The sequence below is a fragment of the Luteolibacter rhizosphaerae genome (assembly GCF_025950095.1).
Classification (GTDB): domain Bacteria; phylum Verrucomicrobiota; class Verrucomicrobiia; order Verrucomicrobiales; family Akkermansiaceae; genus Haloferula; species Haloferula rhizosphaerae.
Map to the genome: position 1 here is coordinate 535,291 of NZ_JAPDDR010000001.1, position 18,129 is coordinate 553,419.

At 62.4% G+C, this 18,129-nt stretch carries 22 protein-coding genes and 1 tRNA gene; 14 read left to right on the forward strand and 9 right to left on the reverse strand.

The window, feature by feature from the left end; all coding sequences use genetic code 11:
- Window positions 1-2 precede the first annotated feature (2 nt).
- The 9 genes from OJ996_RS02150 (at window position 3) to OJ996_RS02190 (ending at window position 8,112) form a co-directional block, all read left to right on the forward strand.
- Entirely contained in the window at window positions 3-1,376 is a 1,374-nt protein-coding gene (locus OJ996_RS02150) for an MFS transporter (protein ID WP_264510669.1), read from the forward strand.
- A 102-nt stretch (window positions 1,377-1,478) separates the two neighbouring features.
- Window positions 1,479-2,801 (forward strand): MFS transporter, encoded by a 1,323-nt coding sequence (locus OJ996_RS02155; RefSeq protein WP_264510671.1) that lies wholly within the window; start codon window positions 1,479-1,481, stop codon window positions 2,799-2,801.
- 41 nt (window positions 2,802-2,842) lie between these two features.
- Complete coding sequence (gene hisA, locus OJ996_RS02160; RefSeq protein WP_264510673.1) at window positions 2,843-3,607, forward strand: phosphoribosylformimino-5-aminoimidazole carboxamide ribotide isomerase; 765 nt, start codon at window positions 2,843-2,845, stop codon at window positions 3,605-3,607.
- A 56-nt stretch (window positions 3,608-3,663) separates the two neighbouring features.
- Window positions 3,664-4,410: a CorA family divalent cation transporter gene (locus OJ996_RS02165; protein ID WP_264510675.1), complete on the forward strand. Its 747-nt coding sequence runs from the start codon at window positions 3,664-3,666 to the stop codon at window positions 4,408-4,410.
- Window positions 4,407-5,243, forward strand: a complete 837-nt coding sequence (locus OJ996_RS02170; protein WP_264510677.1) for a M90 family metallopeptidase — start codon at window positions 4,407-4,409, stop codon at window positions 5,241-5,243. The genes OJ996_RS02165 and OJ996_RS02170 overlap by 4 nt, the downstream gene beginning before the upstream one ends.
- Before the next feature lie 64 nt (window positions 5,244-5,307).
- Window positions 5,308-6,495 (forward strand): enoyl-ACP reductase FabV, encoded by a 1,188-nt coding sequence (gene fabV, locus OJ996_RS02175; RefSeq protein ID WP_264510679.1) that lies wholly within the window; start codon window positions 5,308-5,310, stop codon window positions 6,493-6,495.
- 15 nt (window positions 6,496-6,510) lie between these two features.
- Window positions 6,511-6,990 (forward strand): GYF domain-containing protein, encoded by a 480-nt coding sequence (locus tag OJ996_RS02180; RefSeq protein WP_264510680.1) that lies wholly within the window; start codon window positions 6,511-6,513, stop codon window positions 6,988-6,990.
- A gap of 15 nt (window positions 6,991-7,005) precedes the next feature.
- A complete protein-coding gene (locus OJ996_RS02185; RefSeq protein ID WP_264510682.1) occupies window positions 7,006-7,704 on the forward strand; it encodes a GYF domain-containing protein in 699 nt (232 codons plus the stop codon).
- 6 nt (window positions 7,705-7,710) lie between these two features.
- Entirely contained in the window at window positions 7,711-8,112 is a 402-nt protein-coding gene (locus tag OJ996_RS02190; RefSeq protein ID WP_264510684.1) for a DUF2752 domain-containing protein, read from the forward strand.
- Here the strand turns inward: OJ996_RS02190 and OJ996_RS02195 are convergent.
- Together OJ996_RS02195 and OJ996_RS02200 are read right to left on the reverse strand one after the other, a co-directional pair.
- A complete protein-coding gene (locus OJ996_RS02195) occupies window positions 8,090-8,695 on the reverse strand; it encodes a riboflavin synthase (protein ID WP_264510686.1) in 606 nt (201 codons plus the stop codon). The genes OJ996_RS02190 and OJ996_RS02195 overlap by 23 nt on opposite strands.
- Window positions 8,696-8,699: 4 nt before the next feature.
- A complete protein-coding gene (locus OJ996_RS02200) occupies window positions 8,700-10,289 on the reverse strand; it encodes a putative Na+/H+ antiporter (protein ID WP_264510688.1) in 1,590 nt (529 codons plus the stop codon).
- Window positions 10,290-10,384: 95 nt separating this feature from the next.
- Here OJ996_RS02200 and OJ996_RS02205 point away from each other — a divergent pair, with 95 nt between their 5' ends.
- Both OJ996_RS02205 and trxB read left to right on the forward strand, forming a co-directional pair.
- Window positions 10,385-11,299 (forward strand): thioredoxin fold domain-containing protein, encoded by a 915-nt coding sequence (locus OJ996_RS02205; RefSeq protein ID WP_264510690.1) that lies wholly within the window; start codon window positions 10,385-10,387, stop codon window positions 11,297-11,299.
- 84 nt (window positions 11,300-11,383) lie between these two features.
- Entirely contained in the window at window positions 11,384-12,310 is a 927-nt protein-coding gene (trxB, locus tag OJ996_RS02210) for a thioredoxin-disulfide reductase (protein WP_264510692.1), read from the forward strand.
- Window positions 12,311-12,391: 81 nt separating this feature from the next.
- Here trxB and OJ996_RS02215 read toward each other — a convergent pair whose 3' ends face one another.
- Together OJ996_RS02215 and OJ996_RS02220 are read right to left on the reverse strand one after the other, a co-directional pair.
- Window positions 12,392-12,787 carry a hypothetical protein gene (locus OJ996_RS02215; protein WP_264510694.1) on the reverse strand — a complete coding sequence of 132 codons (396 nt, stop codon included), beginning with the start codon at window positions 12,785-12,787 and terminating at the stop codon, window positions 12,392-12,394.
- A 67-nt stretch (window positions 12,788-12,854) separates the two neighbouring features.
- Window positions 12,855-13,607, reverse strand: a complete 753-nt coding sequence (locus OJ996_RS02220; protein ID WP_264510696.1) for a 7-carboxy-7-deazaguanine synthase QueE — start codon at window positions 13,605-13,607, stop codon at window positions 12,855-12,857.
- Between the two features lie 121 nt (window positions 13,608-13,728).
- Between OJ996_RS02220 and OJ996_RS02225 the strand changes: the two genes are divergently transcribed.
- Complete coding sequence (locus OJ996_RS02225) at window positions 13,729-14,253, forward strand: cob(I)yrinic acid a,c-diamide adenosyltransferase (protein ID WP_264510698.1); 525 nt, start codon at window positions 13,729-13,731, stop codon at window positions 14,251-14,253.
- Here the strand turns inward: OJ996_RS02225 and OJ996_RS02230 are convergent.
- The gene (locus OJ996_RS02230; protein ID WP_264510700.1) at window positions 14,207-14,512 is read right to left on the reverse strand and encodes a Smr/MutS family protein; all 306 of its coding nucleotides are present in this window, start codon (window positions 14,510-14,512) and stop codon (window positions 14,207-14,209) included. The genes OJ996_RS02225 and OJ996_RS02230 overlap by 47 nt on opposite strands.
- 96 nt (window positions 14,513-14,608) lie before the next feature.
- Between OJ996_RS02230 and OJ996_RS02235 the strand changes: the two genes are divergently transcribed.
- Both OJ996_RS02235 and rnc read left to right on the forward strand, forming a co-directional pair.
- A tRNA-His gene (locus OJ996_RS02235) sits at window positions 14,609-14,683 on the forward strand.
- 64 nt (window positions 14,684-14,747) lie between these two features.
- A complete protein-coding gene (gene rnc / locus OJ996_RS02240) occupies window positions 14,748-15,434 on the forward strand; it encodes a ribonuclease III (protein WP_264510702.1) in 687 nt (228 codons plus the stop codon).
- A gap of 69 nt (window positions 15,435-15,503) precedes the next feature.
- Here the strand turns inward: rnc and OJ996_RS02245 are convergent, their stop codons facing one another.
- The 4 genes from OJ996_RS02245 to OJ996_RS02260 form a co-directional block, all read right to left on the reverse strand.
- Window positions 15,504-16,364, reverse strand: a complete 861-nt coding sequence (locus OJ996_RS02245) for a sugar phosphate isomerase/epimerase family protein (RefSeq protein ID WP_264510704.1) — start codon at window positions 16,362-16,364, stop codon at window positions 15,504-15,506.
- A 151-nt stretch (window positions 16,365-16,515) separates the two neighbouring features.
- Window positions 16,516-16,866, reverse strand: a complete 351-nt coding sequence (locus tag OJ996_RS02250; protein ID WP_264510705.1) for a hypothetical protein — start codon at window positions 16,864-16,866, stop codon at window positions 16,516-16,518.
- Between the two features lie 3 nt (window positions 16,867-16,869).
- Window positions 16,870-17,400, reverse strand: coding sequence for an RNA polymerase sigma factor (locus OJ996_RS02255; RefSeq protein ID WP_264510707.1), 531 nt, complete (start codon window positions 17,398-17,400; stop codon window positions 16,870-16,872).
- 13 nt (window positions 17,401-17,413) lie between these two features.
- Window positions 17,414-18,097 (reverse strand): OmpH/Skp family outer membrane protein, encoded by a 684-nt coding sequence (locus OJ996_RS02260; protein WP_264510709.1) that lies wholly within the window; start codon window positions 18,095-18,097, stop codon window positions 17,414-17,416.
- Between the last annotated feature and the right edge of the window lie 32 nt (window positions 18,098-18,129).

An 18,129-nucleotide genomic window follows, 5' to 3' on the forward strand; every position in this document is an offset into this window, starting at 1 on the left:
AGATGAAGATACGGGGGCTGCGCTGGTGGATCATCGTCCTGGTTTTCCTGGCCGCGGTATTGAACTACCTCGACCGACAGACGCTGTCCGCGCTGGCACCCACCATCCAGGCAGACCTGGAGATGGACGACCGCGAGTACGCGGACGTGGTGAATCTCTTCCTGCTGGCCTACACCATCGCCTACCTTGTGTCCGGCAAGCTGGTGGACAAGCTGGGGACGCGGGTAGGGATGGGCTTTTTCGTGGTGTGGTGGTCGCTCGCGAACACGGCTACGGGTTGGGTGCAGGGAGCTCGGTCGCTCGGTGCGTGCCGCTTCCTGTTAGGCTTGGGGGAGGCCGGGGTTTGGCCGGCGGCGTCGAAGGCGGTATCGGAATGGTTTCCCGCGCGGCAGAGGGCGCTTGCGATCGGCTTCTACACGATGGGCGCGACGATGGGGGCCACGGTGGCACCCTATCTGGTGATTCCGCTGGCGAAGTTCGACTACGCGGCGAGCCTGCCATGGCTGCAGGAGTGGCTGGGGAACGGCGCGGGCTGGCGAGTGGCTTTTCTGGTCACGGGATTCGCGGGACTGGTGTGGTTGCTGCCCTGGCTATTGCTCTACCGGAAGCCGCGGGAGAGCGCTCATGTCACCGCGGAGGAACTGGCACTGATCGAGGAGGGTGGAACGGCGCGGGAGGGTGACGATAAGGCTTGGGGCTGGGGAAGGATCTTGTCCTTCCGGCCGGTCTGGTTGCTGCTGTTAGGCCGGCTGCTGACCGACCCGGTGTGGTATTTCTACCAGTTCTGGTTCGCGAAATACCTCAGCAGCGAGCGCGGGCTGGACCAGGGTTCGCTGACGATCACTTGGATCGTGTATGCCGCGGCGGGGGTCGGCTCGCTGGCGGGTGGGTGGTGCTCGGGCTTGCTGGTGAAGAAGGGTCGCAGCGCCGCGAGTTCGCGGCTATGGGTGATGCTCGGCTGTGCTTGCATGATGCCGCTCTCGCCCTTCATCGCGCAGGTGTCCGGCTTGGACGCGAGCATGGTGCTGGCCGTGTGCGTGGTCTTCGCCGCGCTGGCGTGGATCATCAACATCAGTGCGCTGGTGGTGGATGTGGTGCCGAGGCATTCGCTGGGCACGGCCTTCGGCGTTATCGCGGCGGGGAGCACCTTGGGTGGGATCCTGATGAACATGATCGTGGCAGCGATGGTGTCCGGTCCCGCCGTGAAGCCAGCAGGTTTTCTCGATCAGGCGTTCAAGTCGGTCTTCGGTCCGCTGGTTGGCGCGCTGGAGGGGCGGGGCTACGAGCCTTGGTTTCTGGCGATGGCGTTCCTTCACCCGCTCGCGTTGCTGCTGCTGTGGGCGGGCGGGATCCAAGGGAAGCCCGCGACGGCGTGAATGCGGCGGAACCGTCACCCGGACTCCCAAGGCCGGGTGCGGGGACAGGGATTGCATTGCCGGAGATTCCGGCGAGCATGGCGCGGCCGCTCAGGCGCTTGCATGAATTCCAAGTTCTATCCGCTCAAGGGTCTGCCGCAGCAGCGGCAATTGTGGAGTTGGATCTCCTACGACGTGGCGAATCAGTCCTTCACGCTGATCGTGAACACGCTGCTGTTCTCCGTTTTCTTCACCGAGGTGGTGGTGCAATCGAAAGGAAATGAGAATCAACTGTGGTCGATCACCTTCGGGGTCAGCATGTTGCTTGCCGCGCTGGCATCCCCAATCGCCGGTGCCGCTGCCGACGAGCGTGCATGGAAGAAGGAGGGACTGATTGTCACCGGCCTCATCTGCAGTGTTTTCACCTGCTTGCTGGCTTTCATTCAGCCGGGTCAGGTTTGGCTCGCGATGCTCCTTTATATCCCGGCGAACTTCGCGTTCTCGGTCGGCGAGAACTTCCTCGCGAGCTTCCTGCCCGGCCTGGCACGGCAGAATGAGGTCGGCAAAGTCAGCGGGTTCTCGTGGGGCTGTGCCTACGCTGCCGCCCTGTTTCTCCTTTGTGTCACGGCCGGTTGTATCGTTGCCTTCGACCTGAAGGATCAGCCGCGGCCCTTCTTCGTATTCGCCGGTCTGTGGTTCCTCGCCTTCATGGTTCCGGTATTCCTCTGGCTCAAGGAGCCGGAGCTGGTTCGCCCGCCTCACCCGGGGCGCAACCTTCTGACCGTCGGTTTCGTCCGGCTGGGCGAGACTTTGCGGCAGTTGAAGAGCTACCGGGATCTGGCAATGCTCATGCTTGCCTCGCTCTTTTACGGGACCGGCATGAGCGTGGTGGTCTTCTTTGCCAGCACCCTCGCAAAGGAGTATGGCTTCAAGGATGTCGAGCGGGTGATCTTCCTCGCGGTAATCACCGTTTCGGGCATCATCGGCACGATCATTCCGATGCTATTCCAAGACCGGATGGGTCATCGCCGTTCGACAGTGTTCCTCCTGATCGTGTGGATACTCGCCGCTTCGGGATTCGCTTTCTATGCGTATCGTCATGAAGTCTTCGTCGCCGGTGGCGGTGATCCCGAAAAGTTCCTCAAGTGGCCCTTGTGGGTGATCGGCAATCTCCTCGGCTTCGGCCTTGGCTCTCTGGGTTCCGCCAACCGTGCGTTCGTGGGCTACTTGGCTCCGCCAGACCGATCCGCCGAAATGTTCGGGATCTGGGGGATGATGTTCAAACTGGCGGCGATCATGACCTTTCCTTTTGCCTATGTCAGGGACAAGGCTGGTACGCCTCAGGCTCTCATTCTACTGGCCGGATTCCTAGGAGTCGGTCTGATCCTGACGCTCCTGATTAACGAGAAGCGCGGTCACGCCGCGGCGCAGGTCGGCCCCTTGTAGTCCTTGACTCCCCGCCGGCATCGCCGACCCTCCGCCGTCCCATGACGAAGTTCCGCCCCTGCATCGACCTGCACCAAGGCAAGGTGAAGCAAATCGTAGGCGGGACGCTGCGCGACGATGGTCCGGGCCCGCGCGAGAACTTCGTGGCCAGTGCCGGGGCAGGGGAGTTTGCTGCCAAGTTCCGCGCCGATGCCTTGACCGGCGGGCACATCATCAAGCTCGGCCCGGGGAACGATGAGGCGGCCCGCGAAGCGCTTGCCGCCTGGCCCGGTGGCATGCAGATCGGCGGCGGCATCCATGCGGACAATGCCCGCGAGTGGCTCGATGCCGGGGCCTCACATGTCATCGTGACTTCCTGGCTGTTCGAGGGGAGCAAGTTTTCCGAAGAGCGGCTGCGCCGGCTCGTGGATACCGTGGGCGCGGAGCGTCTGGTGATCGATCTTTCCTGCCGCCGGACCGCCAGCGGCTGGACCGTGGCGATGGACCGTTGGCAGACCCTCACGGATCTGGATGTGACGCCCGAAGTGTTGTCGCGGCTGGCGCCTTTCTGCGACGAGTTCCTGATCCACGCCGCGGATGTGGAAGGCCTCTGCCGTGGCATTGATGGCGAGTTGGTGCGGATACTAGGGGATTGGGGCGGCTGCCCGATTACCTACGCCGGTGGCGCGGCGACGATGGCGGATGTGGAGCAGGTCGACACGCTTTCCGGCGGCAAGGTGGATCTCACGGTAGGCTCGGCATTGGATCTCTTCGGCGGCAGCGGAATCCGCTATGACGAGCTGGTGGACTGGAACCGCAGGGGCTAGGTCCCGCGATTTTCGGGTTTGGAATTTCGCAATCCGGGGCTCAACTCCACCACGTCATGTCGAAGTGCTCCGACTTCCCCTACCTCCCGTCTCAACTCGAGCTGGAGGATGAGATCCTCGACCAACTGAGCAACCGCCCCGGCAACCAGCGCTGTGTGGTCGGGCGGGACGAGTTGCTGCTCGTGGTTCACGAGGTGCCGAAGTGTGGCTCCCCGGACCGTGAGCCGTTGATTTTCTGGCGGCGCTCCGACGGGATCTGGATCGACTACGCGGGGGGGAAGGGCCTGCGCCGCCTCGGGGAGCTGGTTGACCGCTACGTGAAGCTGATCGACGAGCAGGAGGACATCATCAACGAGGCGGATACGGCGGAGGAAGTCTTTACCCTCGCCCGGATCGCGGGACCATTGGCGCGTTCGACCCGGAATCTCGGGATCGCGATCGACCAGACCCTCTCGCAGGACGAGGACACACGCGAACTGCGCTCCTATCGCGACCGGGTGCGGGAAGTGGAGCGGGCCGCAGAGCAGCTCAACCAGGACGCCAAGCTCACCTTGGAATACTGGAAGGCGGAGCGGAGCGAGGAACAGCAAGCGGCGGCGGACAAGCTGAACAAGATCGCCTTCCGCCTGAATCTGCTCGCCGGGTTTTTCCTGCCTCTGGTCGCCTTGGGCGGCTTGTTCGGGATGAATGTGGATCTGCCGGACTTTGTCCAAGGGTGGTTCTGGCTGATCTTCTGCGGCGGATTGCTGACGGGCGGAACTTTGGTCTGGATCGTAAGCCGCAACACCGGGTCGAAGTCATGAGCGGCCTGTGGCTGCTGTTCGGCGGCTTGATCTGCGTGGCGGCGATCGTCTTCTGGCATTCCTGGCGAGTGCGTCGCCGACGCCAGGCCTTGCGGGCGCTGCGTCTGGATGCCCGGCAGCGGGAGATCGTGGTGGAGGTATTCCCGCTGTGGGAGGAGATCCCGGAGGACATCCGCATGGAGACGGAGGGCTGGATGCATGTCTTCCTGGCCGAAAAAACCTTCGAGCCCTGCGGTGGCCTGCAGGAAGTGGATGAGACCATGCGCCTGGCGATCGCGGCCCCGGCCTGTCTCTTGGTCGCGAAGCGCCCGCAGGACTACTACGAGAGACTTCGTAGTATCCTGGTCTATCCGGATGCTTTCCGGGTGAAGGACGAGTGGGGAGTGGAGGATATTCGCCTGGGCGAATCGTGGGGACATGGCAGTGTGGTGCTGGCATGGCAAACCGTGAAGCAAGGCGACCTGAACCCGGAGGACGGGCTGAACGTGGTGCTTCACGAATTCGCGCATCAGATCGACCAGGAGGATGGTGCCGCCGATGGCGTTCCGGAGTTGGAGGAGGTCACCGACTATGGAAAGTGGTCCGAAGCTTTCCTCCCGGCTTACGACGATTTTTGCGAGCGGGTGAACAAAGGGAAGCGCACGGTGATGGATGACTACGGTGCGGAGAGCCCTGCGGAGTTTTTCGCGGTCGCCACCGAAACCTTCTTCGAGCGGGCCAAGAAGTTTCGTCAGGAAGAGCCGGAGATCTATGAGGAGCTGGTGAGATTCTACGGGATGAATCCGGCGGAATGGGTTGATGCGGGTCGTCGTGCGGCCCGAGTAAGCGATTGAGCGTGAGAAAATTGGTGATTCTGGATTGCCGGTCTCTCCTCCGCCTTCCACTATCCTGCCGGACATGATCATTTCGCCGAAAATCCGTGGATTCATCTGCACCACCGCCCATCCGGACGGTTGCGCCGCACACGTTCAGGAGCAGATCGACTACGTGAAGTCGAAGCCCGCGCTGGCCAATGCCCCGAAGCGGGTGCTGGTGGTCGGTTCATCCACCGGATACGGCCTTGCCTCGCGCATTGTCCCGGCCTTCGGCGGCGGTGCTGCCACGATCGGCGTGTTCTTCGAGAAGGAAGGATCGGATGGCAAGACGGGCTCCGCCGGTTGGTACAACTCCGCAGCCTTCGAGGAAGCGGCCGCGAAGTCCGGCCTCTATGCCAAGAGCTTCAATGGCGACGCCTTCTCCAAGGAGGTGAAGCAGCAGGTGATCGATGCGATCAAAGCGGATCTCGGACAGGTGGACATGATCGTCTACAGCCTGGCCTCCCCGCGCCGAACCGATCCGGAAACCGGCGAGGTCTACAAGTCGGTGCTCAAGCCGACCGGTGAAACCTACACCAACAAGACTCTCAATACCGACAAGAAGCAGGTCGATACCGTCACCATCGAGTCCGCGAACGAGGACGAAATCGCACAGACCGTGAAGGTAATGGGCGGCGAGGATTGGAAACTCTGGATCGATGCGCTCTCCGCTGCAGGCGTGCTTGCCGACGGCTTCAAGACCGTGGCCTATTCCTACATCGGGCCCGAGTTGACTTGGGCGATCTACACCGATGGCACGATCGGCCGCGCCAAGCTTCACCTGGAGCAAACGGCTCGCGAACTGAACGCCGCCTATGGCGCGGACACCGCGGTGGTCTCCGTGAACAAGGCCTTGGTCACGCAAGCCAGCTCCGCCATTCCGGTGGTGCCGCTCTACATCTCGATCCTCTACAAGATCATGAAGGCCAAGGGCACTCATGAAGGCTGCATCGAGCAGATCCAGCGTCTCTTCGCGGATCACTATGGCGCAGCGAATGGTCCGGTCCTCGATGACAAGGGGCGGATCCGCATCGACGATTGGGAGATGCGTCCTGAAGTTCAGGAAGAGGTGGAGAAGGTCTGGAATGTCATCACTACCGAGCAGCTCGACGAGCTTTCGGATTTCGCGGGTTATCAGAAGGAGTTCCTCAAACTCTTCGGCTTCGGTCTTGCCGGTGTCGATTATGCGGCGGAGGCGGAGCCGGTTCGTCCTGTCGCCAGCATAGGCTAAGCCACCATCCCTCCCATGCCACTCTGGTACTACGGTTCAAGCGCCGGGCAGAAAGGTCCGGTCGAAGAGAACGAACTCCGCGCCATGATTGCCGCCGGGCAAGTGGGCCCGGAGACGCTGGTGTGGCGGGACGGGATGAAAGACTGGACCCGGCTGGATGCGGTGGCTGAGCTCAGTTCCGGTGCCGTGTCTCCGTATGCGCCGCCGGGCTCGATGGCTGCCGGCTACTACGCGCCGGTCGCGAATAGCGGCCTGGCCATCGCGAGCATGGTCTGCGGGATTCTTGCGGTGATCACTTGTCACATCGGCGGGATCTTCGGGATTCCGGCCGTGATCTGCGGACATCTTGCCATGTCCCAGATCCAGAAATCCCCGGTTCCCATGACAGGGCGTGGAATGGCCATTGCAGGATTGGTGACCGGGTATTTAGGTATCCTTTTCTCGCTCGCCTTCGTGGTGATTTTGGTCATCGCCATGGTGGGAGACATGAACTAACGGTTTCGGAAACGCATGAACTGGTATTACGCGAAGAACGGCGCACAGCAGGGACCGATCTCCCTGGAGGATATGAAGTCCCGCATCGCCATGGGGGAGATCGGCGATTCGGAACTCGCATGGCGCGAGGGCATGTCCGACTGGATGCCGGTGGGAACGATCGCCGAATTGAAGCCCACCCCTCCTGCTCCTGCGGAAGATCGCAGCTTCGCCGCCCCGGCGTCGTCCACCCCGGCCTTTGCTCCGACCACTTCCGCTCCGGTCCAGACGCCCGCTGCGACTCAGGAGCCCTACCGGACCCCGGTGGCTGCCCCTGCTCCCGGGCAGCCGATGGCCCATTCCCAGCCTCCTTCGCAGGGTCTCGCAATCGGCTCGCTGATCTGCGGTATCCTTTCGCTGATCGGCTGCTGCGTGTGGCCGCTTATGCTGGTCGTCGGCCTGGTGGCGATCATTCTCGGATTCATCGGCCTGTCGAAGGCGAAGGGCGATCCCGCCCGCTACGCAGGCAAGGGCATGGCCCGCACCGGTATCATCACCGGCATTCTCGGTCTCATTGCTTCCGGTCTCATGGGTGCCTTCGCGCTCAGCGTGAAGGATCTCTCTCCGGAAGAAGTGCAGGAGAAGATCATCCAGATGATGCCGCTCAATGAAGAGCAGCGGAACGAGATCCGCCGCGAGATGGAGAAGAACAAGGCTCCGGCCCCAACTCCCTGATAGGGCATGAAGATCCGGCGTCCTTGGACACTGCTTGCGGTAGCCGGGGCGCTGGGATTCCTGATTCTCAAGTTCACGGTCCGGACCTGGAGCGCGGCGATGCCGCCGTGCAGCTTCCGCTCCATGACGGGACTTTACTGCCCGGGGTGCGGCGGCACCCGTAGTGCCAAGGGCCTGCTGCGTGGTAATCTGGGCCAGGCGCTGGAGATGAATCCCTTGGTCGTCGTCCTGTTCCTCGCCGGCTGCTCCTTGCTCGGTCTCGCGGTGTGGCGGGAGTGGCGCCGACCGCAGGGCGGCATGCCGCTAATTCCCGGCTGGTTTGCTTGGACCTTGGCCAGCCTGGTCGTGGTCTTCGGGCTGGTGAGGAACCTGCCCTGGTGGCCCTTCACGCTCCTCGTGCCGCACTGAAGCCGTCCATCAGCTTCGCCACATGCTTGGCGAGCAGGTCGGCCTCCAGATTCACGCGTGCGCCGGTCTTCAGCGCGGGCAAATGCGTGGCGGTGAAGGTATGCGGCGTGATCCAAAAGCGTGCTCGGCCCGAGCTCAGCTCCGCGATGGTCAGTGAGATTCCATCAACACAGAGCGAGCCCTTGTCGATGCACAGGCGCTCGATTTCCGGCGGCAGCGAGACGTCGAAGATGTGGTCCTGACCCTTTGCTTCAAGGGCGATGACTGCGCCGGTGGCATCCACGTGACCCTGCACGAAGTGACCGCCGAAGCGATCTCCGGCCCGCAGGGCGCGTTCGAGATTCACCGTCGACCCTTCTTCAAGGTCACCCAGCGAGGTGACGGCGAGTGTCTGGGTCAGCAAATCGAAGCAGGCACCCTCCGGATCCATCGCGGCCACGGTGAGGCAGCAGCCGTTCACGGCCACGGATTCACCCATGGTGAGTTCGGTGGCGAAGGGGATCGCAAGCGAGAGGCGTGCTTGTTTGCCGAGTCGCTCGAAGGAGCGGACCCGGCCGGTGGTTTCCACGAGTCCGGTGAACATGATCTCAGGGTGTTTCGGCAGGAGCGCTGTAGCCCGCTTCCTTCTCCGGCGCGAACATCTCGTCGATCCCCTTGTCGGGAAAGAACAACATGCAGACGGCCACGATCACCGTGGGGATCAGGGCTCCCAGGAAGAGCTTCGCGGGGGAGACACCCTCGCCGAAGAAGCGGCCCAGCAATGCCTGACCCGCCGGGTTCGGGGCGTTCGCGATCACGGTCAGACCGCCGCCGGTCACGGCACCGGCCAGTACCGCATACTTCAATTGCGCGGGCAGGCCCTGCACTTGGCTCGCGAGGAAGGTGATAGCCGCGTTGTCGTTGAAGGATGTCAGGATCGTGGATCCGACGAAAAGCGCTTCTTTGCCAAGCGACCCGATGATCGGTGCCAGCCACCAGCCTTGCAGACCGCCATGCACTACCAGTCCGGCGAGGAAGAATCCCACGAGGATGGGGCCGCGCAGGTTGATCTCATGCTGGTGGTGGGCGGTGGCCTGCGAGAAGGCGAGGAAGAACAGGAAGCCGCCGATGAAGAGCGGAGGATAGTGCGCGAAGAACACCGTCCACGCCATGAAGGCGAGATGGGTGAGGATCACGAAAATGGGGATGGGGCGCGGGTTTTCGCGGAGATCGCCCTTGCCATCGCCGTCGTGATCTCCGGCCCGTTCCGCCATGGCGGCCAGTTCTTTCCGGAAGAGTCCATAGTAGAGCGCGGTGGAGAGTAGGATCGCGACCACCGCCTTATCCCCGTAATGGAGGAGCATCTCCGTAGTGCTCAGGCCCCAGCTCTTTGCCACCATCAGCACCGGCGGCGCTGCGAAGTTCGTAAGGACGCCGCCCACCGAGATGTTCACGAAGAGCAGGCCGAGTGTGGCATACGAGAAGAGCGGGGTCGGCTTGAGACGATAGAACTTCTTCGCGAGCAGCATGGCCGAGATGGTCATGGCACCGGGCTCGGTGATGAAGGAACCGAGCAGAGGGCCCATGATGAGGATGGAGAGCCACCATGCGGCGGGAGATTCCTTTCCGAAGCGGGCAAAGAAACCGAGGCAGCCCTCCGCGAAACGAAGGACTGGTCGGGTCGAGGCCAAGGCCATGATAATCACCACGAACAGAGGCTCGGTGAAGTTCACGCCCATCATGTAGCTCTTCACCGTTCCGAGGTCGTAGAAGGAAAGCATGGCCGTGAGCAGGACCAGCACCCAGATGCCGAAGATGGCCTCCACTTCACCTAGGAAATGGAGTATCGTACCCTTGAAGCTAACCATCTGGTGCGCCTTCGCACTGCCGCTGTTCACCTTCCGGATCCGCTCGTCGTGGTCGTGCTGGACCTTGTGGGCAAGCTTGGTGATCGGAACCGCCACGAAGGTATGGAGAATGGCCAAGACGAAGATAATCGTGGCGACCAGCAAGAAGGGCTCTTCCTTGGCTCGGAAGGCAAGCTTGGCGCCGATTTCCTTGATCCCCTGCGCCTCCTCCTGCTGCGGGAAGGTGGCCATTTTTTCGAGGAATACGGGCTCCGCGTGGGCGTCCGCGGCAAAGGATAGCGCGGGAGCCAGCACGACGAAGAGCGTGAAGATGATGGAAAACAGTCTCATGGTCACGGGGTGGCCATGTTTTGCGTGGAATTTCACCGGGGCAAGGGAAACCGGACGGATTGCATCCCGGCGGCGGACCTCCTAGCGTGCGACTCATGCAGCCCTTGAGATGGATTCCGATTTTTGCCAGTGCCGGTCTTCTGGCGAGCTGTGCGGGGAAGAAGGCGGAGGCCGACGCGAGTCCCTTTGGCCCTACCGGAATCCCACCGCAATTGCGGCAAGGGGCCGGGGAAGGAGGCACCGCGGTATCGCCCGGCGGAAATCAAGCGGCTGCCCAAGAGGAAGCGCTCAAGAAGGCGCTGAACTACAATCCGGCAACCGATCTCGCTTGGACCGACTCCGACAATCCCGACGCCGGCATCCCGGAGCTTGAGGAGGTGTGGGCAGGCGCAGGGTCCGGGACGCTGTGGCTGGAGAGCGAGACGGAAGCGCTCCGCGAGGCGAAGAAAACCGGCAAGCCGGTGCTGATCTGGTTTAACGACAAGCAAATCCCGGCAAGTAACACGATCAGCAGCGAACTGCTGAGCACGAGGGACTTCGAGAATTGGGCACAGGAGAATACGGTTCGTCTGGTGGTGGACATGAATCCCACCGGTAAGAATGCCGACGAGGTCTACCGCCGCACGGTTCACAATCGGGAGTTGAAGAAGAAGTACAACGCGAGGGGCTTCCCCACGATGCTGGTGGTTTCCCCCTCCAGCGAGGTGATCGGCCGCTACACCGGCTACCGGCGGGGGCGGGAGGATTTCATCTGGGGGCAGATGAAGCAGGGGGTTTCCGTGGCAAACGAGAATTACAAGGTCTGGCACTCCGGGCTGGAGAAGAAGGGCTATCGCCAGTGGTCGGATGGCAAGGGCCGCTCGATTTTCGCCAAGCTGGCCCACTACAAGGACGGCGAGCTTGTTCTTGTGGAGCCGGATGGCCAGCGCGCCCGGACCAAGGAGAAGAACCTCTCCCCGGAGGACCGGCTCTGGATCCAGCAGCAAAAGGCTGCCAGGGGAATCCAGTAGACCCTTTCCCCGAAGTTCCCGCCCCCGATGGTTGACGGCGCGGTATTCCAATCCGAATACTCCGCCGCCCGACCACGAAGGAACATGGAAAACGTCATCATCATCGGCACCGGCTGTGCCGGCTACACCGCCGCCATCTACACCGGCCGCGCCAATCTCACCCCCCTCATGCTGACCGGCACCCAGCCGGGAGGCCAGCTCACCACCACCACGGAAGTGGAGAATTTCCCCGGCTTCCCGGAAGGAATCATGGGCCCCGAGCTGATGATGAACATGCAGAAGCAGGCCGAGAAATTCGGAGCCCGCATCGAGTACGCCAATGTCGAGAGCGTGGAGAAGCGTGCCGACGGCAGCTTCCTGGTGAAGACCTCTTCCGGCGAGCACGAGTCCCACACGGTGATCATCGCCACCGGTGCGGCTCCCCGCCACCTTGGCCTGCCGAACGAGAAGTCGCTCATCGGCCGCGGACTGACCTCTTGCGCCACCTGCGACGGTGCCTTCTACCGCGATGTGCCGGTGGCCGTGATCGGCGGCGGCGATAGCGCGGCGGAGGAAGCGACCTTCCTGACCCGCTTCGCGAGCAAGGTTTACCTCATCCACCGGCGCGAGGAGCTGCGCGCCTCCAAGATCATGGCGGACCGCGCGCTGGCGAACCCGAAGATCGAGCCGGTCTGGAACAGCACCGTGACGGAGTATCTCACCGATGAAGCGGGCGAGGTGCGTGCGGTGACGCTGAAGAACTTGGTTACCGGCGAGGAGAGTGAACTGGAGCTGAAGTGTGTCTTCGTCGCCATCGGTCACGTTCCGAACAGCGCTTTCCTCGGCGACCTCGTCGACAAGGACGAGAACGGCTACATCATCCAGACCCCGGGCCGCACCGCCACCAAGACCGAAGGCCTCTTCGCCGCGGGTGACGTGTCCGACCACTACTACCGCCAGGCCATCACGGCGGCTGGCCAAGGCTGCGCTGCGGCGCTCGAAGCCGAGCGTTATCTGGCGGATCACGAGTGATCCCGGGTGCCGGATCCAGAAATCAAGAAGGGCGGACTTGAGGGTCCGCCCTTTTCGTTTCGATCAACTTGCCGGGCTTGCTTAGAAGCCGATCATGGAGACAAGTTCCTCGTCGCTGTAGTCGCCGAGTTGTTCGGAGGCGGCGAGGAAGACCTCGGTTTCGAGATTGTCTTGGAGATCTGCGAAGGAGGAGTGAGTGCCTTCGTTCACCACGACCGATTGGCCATGGCCGCCCGGGTTAGAGGTGTCCTGAAGGCTCATCACCACGGCCACCATGGCGGCTGCCGCAGTGAGGGCTCCACCGATCGAGACGGGGATCAGGATCTTGCTCCACCACGGCTTGGCCTGCCCTTCGAGACGGGCGGCGCGGACGACATTTGCAGCGAAGTTCGGGCTCGGCCGGTGGGCCGCGCTTTCCCGGAGGAGTTCCCAGACGGGGTCCTTTTCGATGTTGCCGGAGTTCGTTTCGCGCTTCATTGGAGGAGCAGGAGGCAGTTTCCGTGGAGAGAAACCGGGGAGCGAGAGAAAAGTTGCGCGGCCCGGTTCAGACGCCCCGCTTGTCACCCCAGAGGCGGACGTGGAGGCGGTCGCAGAAGCGCCAGCCATGGAGCAGGCAGCGTGCCGCCACGGCCGGGGCGTGGCGGTCCAGATCCGTGCTGGTGCGGCCTTCCGGCATGACCAAGATCCGCTCCGGCGGGACCGAGAACTCCCGGGAGAAGGTGAGGATCTCGTCCATGTCGGCGTCCTCAACGGCCACGAATTTGAACCAGGCTTTCGGGTCCGCGACGAATCCGGCGAGGGTTTCCGGGACGAGCCGGAGCTTCGCGTCCATCCCGGAGTTCGCCAGCTTCGGGGAGACATTGAACTGGTTCACCGCGGCGCGGAATTCCGGGGTCGGCTTGCGGGTGCCGTTGGTCTCCACCTCGAATTGGTAGGCTGGATCGATCTCCCGCAGGCCGGTAATCACCTCCAGCCACGCCTCCTGCTGGAGCAGCGGTTCGCCGCCGGTGAGGACGACGCGGCGGCAGGGGTGCATGGCGACCAGACGGACAATCTCCGTGGTGGGCGTCTCGATCGTGACCTCGGACTTCTTATGCTTCCTGTAGCCCGGATCGGCATCCTTCTCGTGCTTCCACGGGGTCCCTTCGAAGTTCCAGGTGTGGTCCGTATCGCACCACTGGCAGTGGAGATTGCAGAGGGAGGAACGCACGAAGACGGCGGGCATGCCAGCGGATACACCTTCACCCTGCAGGGTGAAGAAGATCTCGGGGCCGTCATTCAGGCGCGAAAGAAGCATGTGGGGAGGAAGAAATCATCAATCGCCGATCTTCCAATCACCAATCGGCCTCCCACCGCGCGGTAATTGCGTAGCGCACTTCGGTTGATGATCGGAAAATTGGTGATTAGTGATTCCGTCCATGAGCATCATCACCGGCCGGGGCGACGAGGGGGAGACGGACCTGCTATTCGGGAAAAGGATCGCGAAGACTTCCCTGCGGGTGGAGCTGCTGGGCACCGTGGATGAGGTGAATGCCGCGCTGGGGCTGGCCCGGGCGGCGGGAGCGGTACCGGAGGTGGAGGAGATTATCGCGCGTCTGCAGGAAATGCTGATCGGGCTGATGGGTCAATTCGCCTGCCAAGCGGGGGACGAGGAGCGCTATGTGAAGGCGGGCTTCCAAGCGGTGGGGCAGGAGGACTTCGACTGGATCGTGGCCACCGCGAAGGACTTCGAAGCGCGGGGTATCGTCTTCAAGGACTGGGCCCGGCCGGGCGCCGATCATTCGATCGCCCGGGCGGGGATGGACATGGCCCGTAGCATTGCGCGGCGGGCGGAGCGGGCGGCCCTGCGGCTGCACGAGAGCGGAGAGGAAGTGCCGGAACTGCTGCGGCTCTTCTTCAACCGGCTGTCGGATCTGTTGTGGATTCTGGCGCGTGCGGCTTGAGGATGACCCAAGTGGCACCCCAGTTCCCTTGGGAAGCCGGGTAGTGGAATTCCTGAACCTCCGGCAGGCGCCGCAGCAGGGAATGTACGCTTTCCCGCAGGGCTCCGGTACCCTTGCCGTGGATCACGCGCACCCCGCGGATGCCCTCGCGCAGGCACTCGGCGAAGTATTCCGGCAGTAGCTCGCCGATCTCCGAGGGGCGGAAGCCGTGGAGGTCCAGCTCCGGGGTGATAGGGATTCGGTGGGCATCTTCGTCCATAAAACCGTCTGCATTTCGCAGTCTTCCGCATGCCTTGTATTTTTCCCTTTGCAAGGGGGCAATGTTCGCTTAGTTCTCCCGCCCGCCGTTAAAATGGTGGCCGTAGTTCAATGGTAGAGCCCCAGATTGTGATTCTGGTTGTTGCGGGTTCGAGTCCCGTCGGTCACCCCACCTCTTCTTTCGGGAACAACAGGCGTTCCGGTTCGTAGAGGCGGACACAGTCGGCACGTGTGTCATGGAAAGTCTCGAGAGCCGCCTCGGATACAAATTTCGCAATTCGCTTCTCCTTGCTGAAGCGATGACCCATCCGAGTCTCGCCTACGAGTCCCAGCGCCCGCACTTCGATAACCAGCGGCTTGAATTTCTGGGCGATGCGGTGCTGCAACTGATCCTGACGGAAGATCTCTTCAAGATGTTCCCGGACTTCCCGGAAGGACGTCTGACCAAGCTGCGCTCGCAACTGGTGTCCCGCCGCGCCTTGGCCCGTTTCGCCCTGACCATCGATCTCGGCAGCTATGTCTTGCTGGGCAAGGGTGAGGAAGCAACCGGCGGTCGTCGGCGCATGTCCACGCTGGCGGATGGTTTTGAGGCGCTCATCGGCGCGGTCTATCTCGATAGCGGCTATACCGGGGCACGGGATCTGGTGCTGCGCTTGTTCCAGTCCGAGATTGAGGCGCTCGCGGGTAGCCCGGAAGAACGGAACCCGAAGGGCGAACTTCAGGAATGCTTGCAGGCCATTTCGCCGCAGGCCCCGAACTACCGCATCCTAGGCGAAAGCGGTCCCGATCACCGCAAGGTCTTCCAAGCCGAGGTTTCCTGGAAGGGAATGATCCTCGCGGTGGGCAAGGGCAAGAGCAAGAAGGAGGCCGAAGCCCGCGCCGCGGGCGAAGCGCTCCGGGCCCGCGTCTGGGAAAAGACCTGAAGCCCCGAACGAAAAAGGAGGACCAAGCGGTCCTCCTTTCGTTTTGAAGCCTTTTGTTAGGCCCCCTTGTTAGGCTTTCTTGAACTTGGAGTAGGCGCGCAGGTAGCCGACGCATTGGGCGATCTCCGGCACGTTGGTCTTCCAGTTGTGCTCGTATTCGATCGTCACGTTACCGGCGAAGCCGTGCTTCCGCACCTCATCAAGGATCGCGATGTTATCAATGACACCTGTGCCGAAGGGACGGTCGTGGGTCCACTTGCCGATCGCTTCGCGATCCTTCATGTGGAAGGAGTGCACGCGCGGCGCGACCTTCTTGATCACTTCGAGCGGATCGAGGCCGGAGGTGGCCCAGTGGCCGAGATCGGCGCAGTAGCCGATGTTGGCGTGACGATCCTTGATCGCTTCCCAGATCTTGTTGGGATCCCAGAGGGAGGTAGGCTTCGGGTGATTGTGGAAGCAGACCTTGATGTCGTATTCCTTCGCGAGCTTCTCCAGGGTGTCGAGGGCGTCGAGCGATTCGGTGGTCACACCATACAGGCCCATCTTCTTGGCGAATTCAAAGGTCTTGCGGGCTTCGGCTTCATCCTTGGAGATGCCGGTCACGCCGAAGTTCACCGGGGTGATGCCCTTGTCCTTCGCGTAGGCGAGGAGCTTGGTGATGTTCTCGTCGGAGAGGGAGGGATCGAGCTTCGCATCGCCGAGATCGCCGCCGATCTTCTGGCCCGGGAAGACTTCCACCGCGGTGGCACCGGCGGCAGCGGACTTCTCGATGGCTTCCCAGAGGGTGAATTCCTTCAGCGACCAGCACTGCACGGAGATCGCGAAACCGGCGGGAGTGAGAGCTTCCGGGGCGATCGTCTTGCCCTGCGAGCGCAGCGCGAGCAAGGCGGAGGCGGCGGGGACCATCGTGAAGAGGGAGCGGCGTTTCATCATGTTCGGATAGGGTAAGGTGGAACGTTCGCCGCAGGGGCGGTCTTTCCACGGGTTCTGACTCATTCGAGTGGTACGAATGATGCGCCGGGAGCTAAAGCAAGTGCCACCGGAAAATGGAAGCCCCCTTCGCGACAGATTGAAGGGCCTTTCAGTTCAAGGGATTCTGCCAGGCGGTGTCAGGGTAGGCCAGAACGGGGTCGAGCCCGAATTGGAGTTGGACCAGCCCGAGGTCTTCCGCGGGCAGTTCCTCCAGGCAGGGGGCGCCGTTTTTCCAAACAACCATCGCTAACATGGGAGCCTCGGGGGCTGCTTCTTGCACCGGAGCGGGAATCTGTGCGGCGAGAGGACTCTCCGATGTGTTCTTCGTGAAGCTCAGGGTGCCCGTGGCCGCGCAGATGCAAGCGATGCCAAGCAGGACCCGGCGTCGGGTGCGACGCTGCTTTTTGGTGCTTCTGACGGCATCCAGCAGCGAATCGAGAATCGGGTCCGGAGAGTTCATCGGTCAGCAAGTATCGGGGTTCTCGATCAGTCCGCGCAGGCGACGGCGGAGCCGGGCGAGTTTGGATTCAAGGGCCTTGGTGGAGATCTGTTGCTCGGCGGCCAGTTCGTCTTGGGACCAGCCATCGACATAATGACGGGTCAGGAGGCGACGGTCCTCTTCTTCCAGCGAAAGCATTGCGGATTCGAGCCGATCGTCGCCCTCGTCGGGGATGGGGCGGCGAAGTTCCTGCCACTGCTGGAAGCGCTCACCCAGCCATGTGCGGCGGTGATTGCTGCGGAGTTTGTCGACCGCCTCGCAGCGGGTGAGACAGGAGAGCCATGCTTCGAAGTCGGAGCCATGGTGAAAGACCTTCGCATGCCGGAGCACCCGGAGGTAGACGCGCTGGACGATCTCGCTCGCCTCGCAATCGGGAATGCCGCGTGCCAGTGCCATGGATTTGAGAAGCGGGAAGTAATGGACGTGGAACTCCCGCCACGCGGCTTCATCGCAGCGTGTCAATCCGCGGGTCAGGCTGACCACATCCGGGGGCATCAAGCGTTCATGTCTATCGGGTATCCTTGTGAAGGCCAGCCTCCTCTTGGCGTGGAGCGTCGCGGTTCAGGCTGGCGATGACCTCGGCGGTCATGTCGTCAGCCTCCGGGGTGTGAATGAAGAAGGGGGTCTGAATGAAGCCGGAGGCGGACTTATCGAAGACGTAGTCGATGCCTCCCTCCTTTGCTTTCTCGGCGATGTGGACCTGGATCTCATCGAGGAAGGCCCGGGCGCGTTCGGCGGAGTTTTCCTGCAGAGCCTTGTGCTTGCTTTGCATGAACTCGGTGCGCTCTCGTTCGAGCGCCACGCCATCCTGGAATTTGCTTCGACGCTCTTCGACGAGCACCTGTTTCTTGGCGGGGGCGATTGCCGGGTCGGCAAGTTGCTTGTCGAGGGTCCGGATGTCGGCCTCGAGTTGCCGAATGACTTCAAGGCGCTCATTCGCCTTGCTCTGGATTAGCGCCACTTGGGCGTGCTGTTCTTTCTGGTAAGCAGCGGTGCGATGGTAGTCTTTGAAGACCTGCTGCACGTCCACGGTTGCGATCTTCAGACGCGGAGTTGGCGTCGGTGCCTCCACCGGTGGCGGAGCTTCCCGGGGCTGGGCGATCGGCTGCGGTTTCTCCCGGCAATTGCTGATCGCGAGCGCGATCAGGACGGACGCGGAGAGTCGCTGCAGAAGATCTTTGGAAAGCGGCATTCACCCTTCCAACGTCTGTCACGCCATCTACC

What these genes read in the sequence shown, in the direction of transcription:
- rnc (WP_264510702.1), top strand. Translation starts at nt 14,748, where the DNA reads ATGGAAAGTCTCGAGAGCCGCCTCGGATACAAATTTCGCAATTCGCTT.
- OJ996_RS02255 (WP_264510707.1), bottom strand. Translation starts at nt 17,400, where the DNA reads ATGCCCCCGGATGTGGTCAGCCTGACCCGCGGATTGACACGCTGCGAT.
- OJ996_RS02245 (WP_264510704.1), bottom strand. Translation starts at nt 16,364, where the DNA reads ATGAAACGCCGCTCCCTCTTCACGATGGTCCCCGCCGCCTCCGCCTTG.
- OJ996_RS02170 (WP_264510677.1), top strand. Translation starts at nt 4,407, where the DNA reads ATGAGCGGCCTGTGGCTGCTGTTCGGCGGCTTGATCTGCGTGGCGGCG.
- OJ996_RS02225 (WP_264510698.1), top strand. Translation starts at nt 13,729, where the DNA reads ATGAGCATCATCACCGGCCGGGGCGACGAGGGGGAGACGGACCTGCTA.
- hisA (WP_264510673.1), top strand. Translation starts at nt 2,843, where the DNA reads ATGACGAAGTTCCGCCCCTGCATCGACCTGCACCAAGGCAAGGTGAAG.
- OJ996_RS02215 (WP_264510694.1), bottom strand. Translation starts at nt 12,787, where the DNA reads ATGAAGCGCGAAACGAACTCCGGCAACATCGAAAAGGACCCCGTCTGG.
- OJ996_RS02195 (WP_264510686.1), bottom strand. Translation starts at nt 8,695, where the DNA reads ATGTTCACCGGACTCGTGGAAACCACCGGCCGGGTCCGCTCCTTCGAG.
- OJ996_RS02260 (WP_264510709.1), bottom strand. Translation starts at nt 18,097, where the DNA reads ATGCCGCTTTCCAAAGATCTTCTGCAGCGACTCTCCGCGTCCGTCCTG.
- OJ996_RS02155 (WP_264510671.1), top strand. Translation starts at nt 1,479, where the DNA reads ATGAATTCCAAGTTCTATCCGCTCAAGGGTCTGCCGCAGCAGCGGCAA.
- OJ996_RS02190 (WP_264510684.1), top strand. Translation starts at nt 7,711, where the DNA reads ATGAAGATCCGGCGTCCTTGGACACTGCTTGCGGTAGCCGGGGCGCTG.
- trxB (WP_264510692.1), top strand. Translation starts at nt 11,384, where the DNA reads ATGGAAAACGTCATCATCATCGGCACCGGCTGTGCCGGCTACACCGCC.
- OJ996_RS02165 (WP_264510675.1), top strand. Translation starts at nt 3,664, where the DNA reads ATGTCGAAGTGCTCCGACTTCCCCTACCTCCCGTCTCAACTCGAGCTG.
- OJ996_RS02185 (WP_264510682.1), top strand. Translation starts at nt 7,006, where the DNA reads ATGAACTGGTATTACGCGAAGAACGGCGCACAGCAGGGACCGATCTCC.
- fabV (WP_264510679.1), top strand. Translation starts at nt 5,308, where the DNA reads ATGATCATTTCGCCGAAAATCCGTGGATTCATCTGCACCACCGCCCAT.
- OJ996_RS02200 (WP_264510688.1), bottom strand. Translation starts at nt 10,289, where the DNA reads ATGAGACTGTTTTCCATCATCTTCACGCTCTTCGTCGTGCTGGCTCCC.
- OJ996_RS02150 (WP_264510669.1), top strand. Translation starts at nt 3, where the DNA reads ATGAAGATACGGGGGCTGCGCTGGTGGATCATCGTCCTGGTTTTCCTG.
- OJ996_RS02180 (WP_264510680.1), top strand. Translation starts at nt 6,511, where the DNA reads ATGCCACTCTGGTACTACGGTTCAAGCGCCGGGCAGAAAGGTCCGGTC.
- OJ996_RS02250 (WP_264510705.1), bottom strand. Translation starts at nt 16,866, where the DNA reads ATGAACTCTCCGGACCCGATTCTCGATTCGCTGCTGGATGCCGTCAGA.
- OJ996_RS02230 (WP_264510700.1), bottom strand. Translation starts at nt 14,512, where the DNA reads ATGGACGAAGATGCCCACCGAATCCCTATCACCCCGGAGCTGGACCTC.
- OJ996_RS02205 (WP_264510690.1), top strand. Translation starts at nt 10,385, where the DNA reads ATGCAGCCCTTGAGATGGATTCCGATTTTTGCCAGTGCCGGTCTTCTG.
- OJ996_RS02220 (WP_264510696.1), bottom strand. Translation starts at nt 13,607, where the DNA reads ATGCTTCTTTCGCGCCTGAATGACGGCCCCGAGATCTTCTTCACCCTG.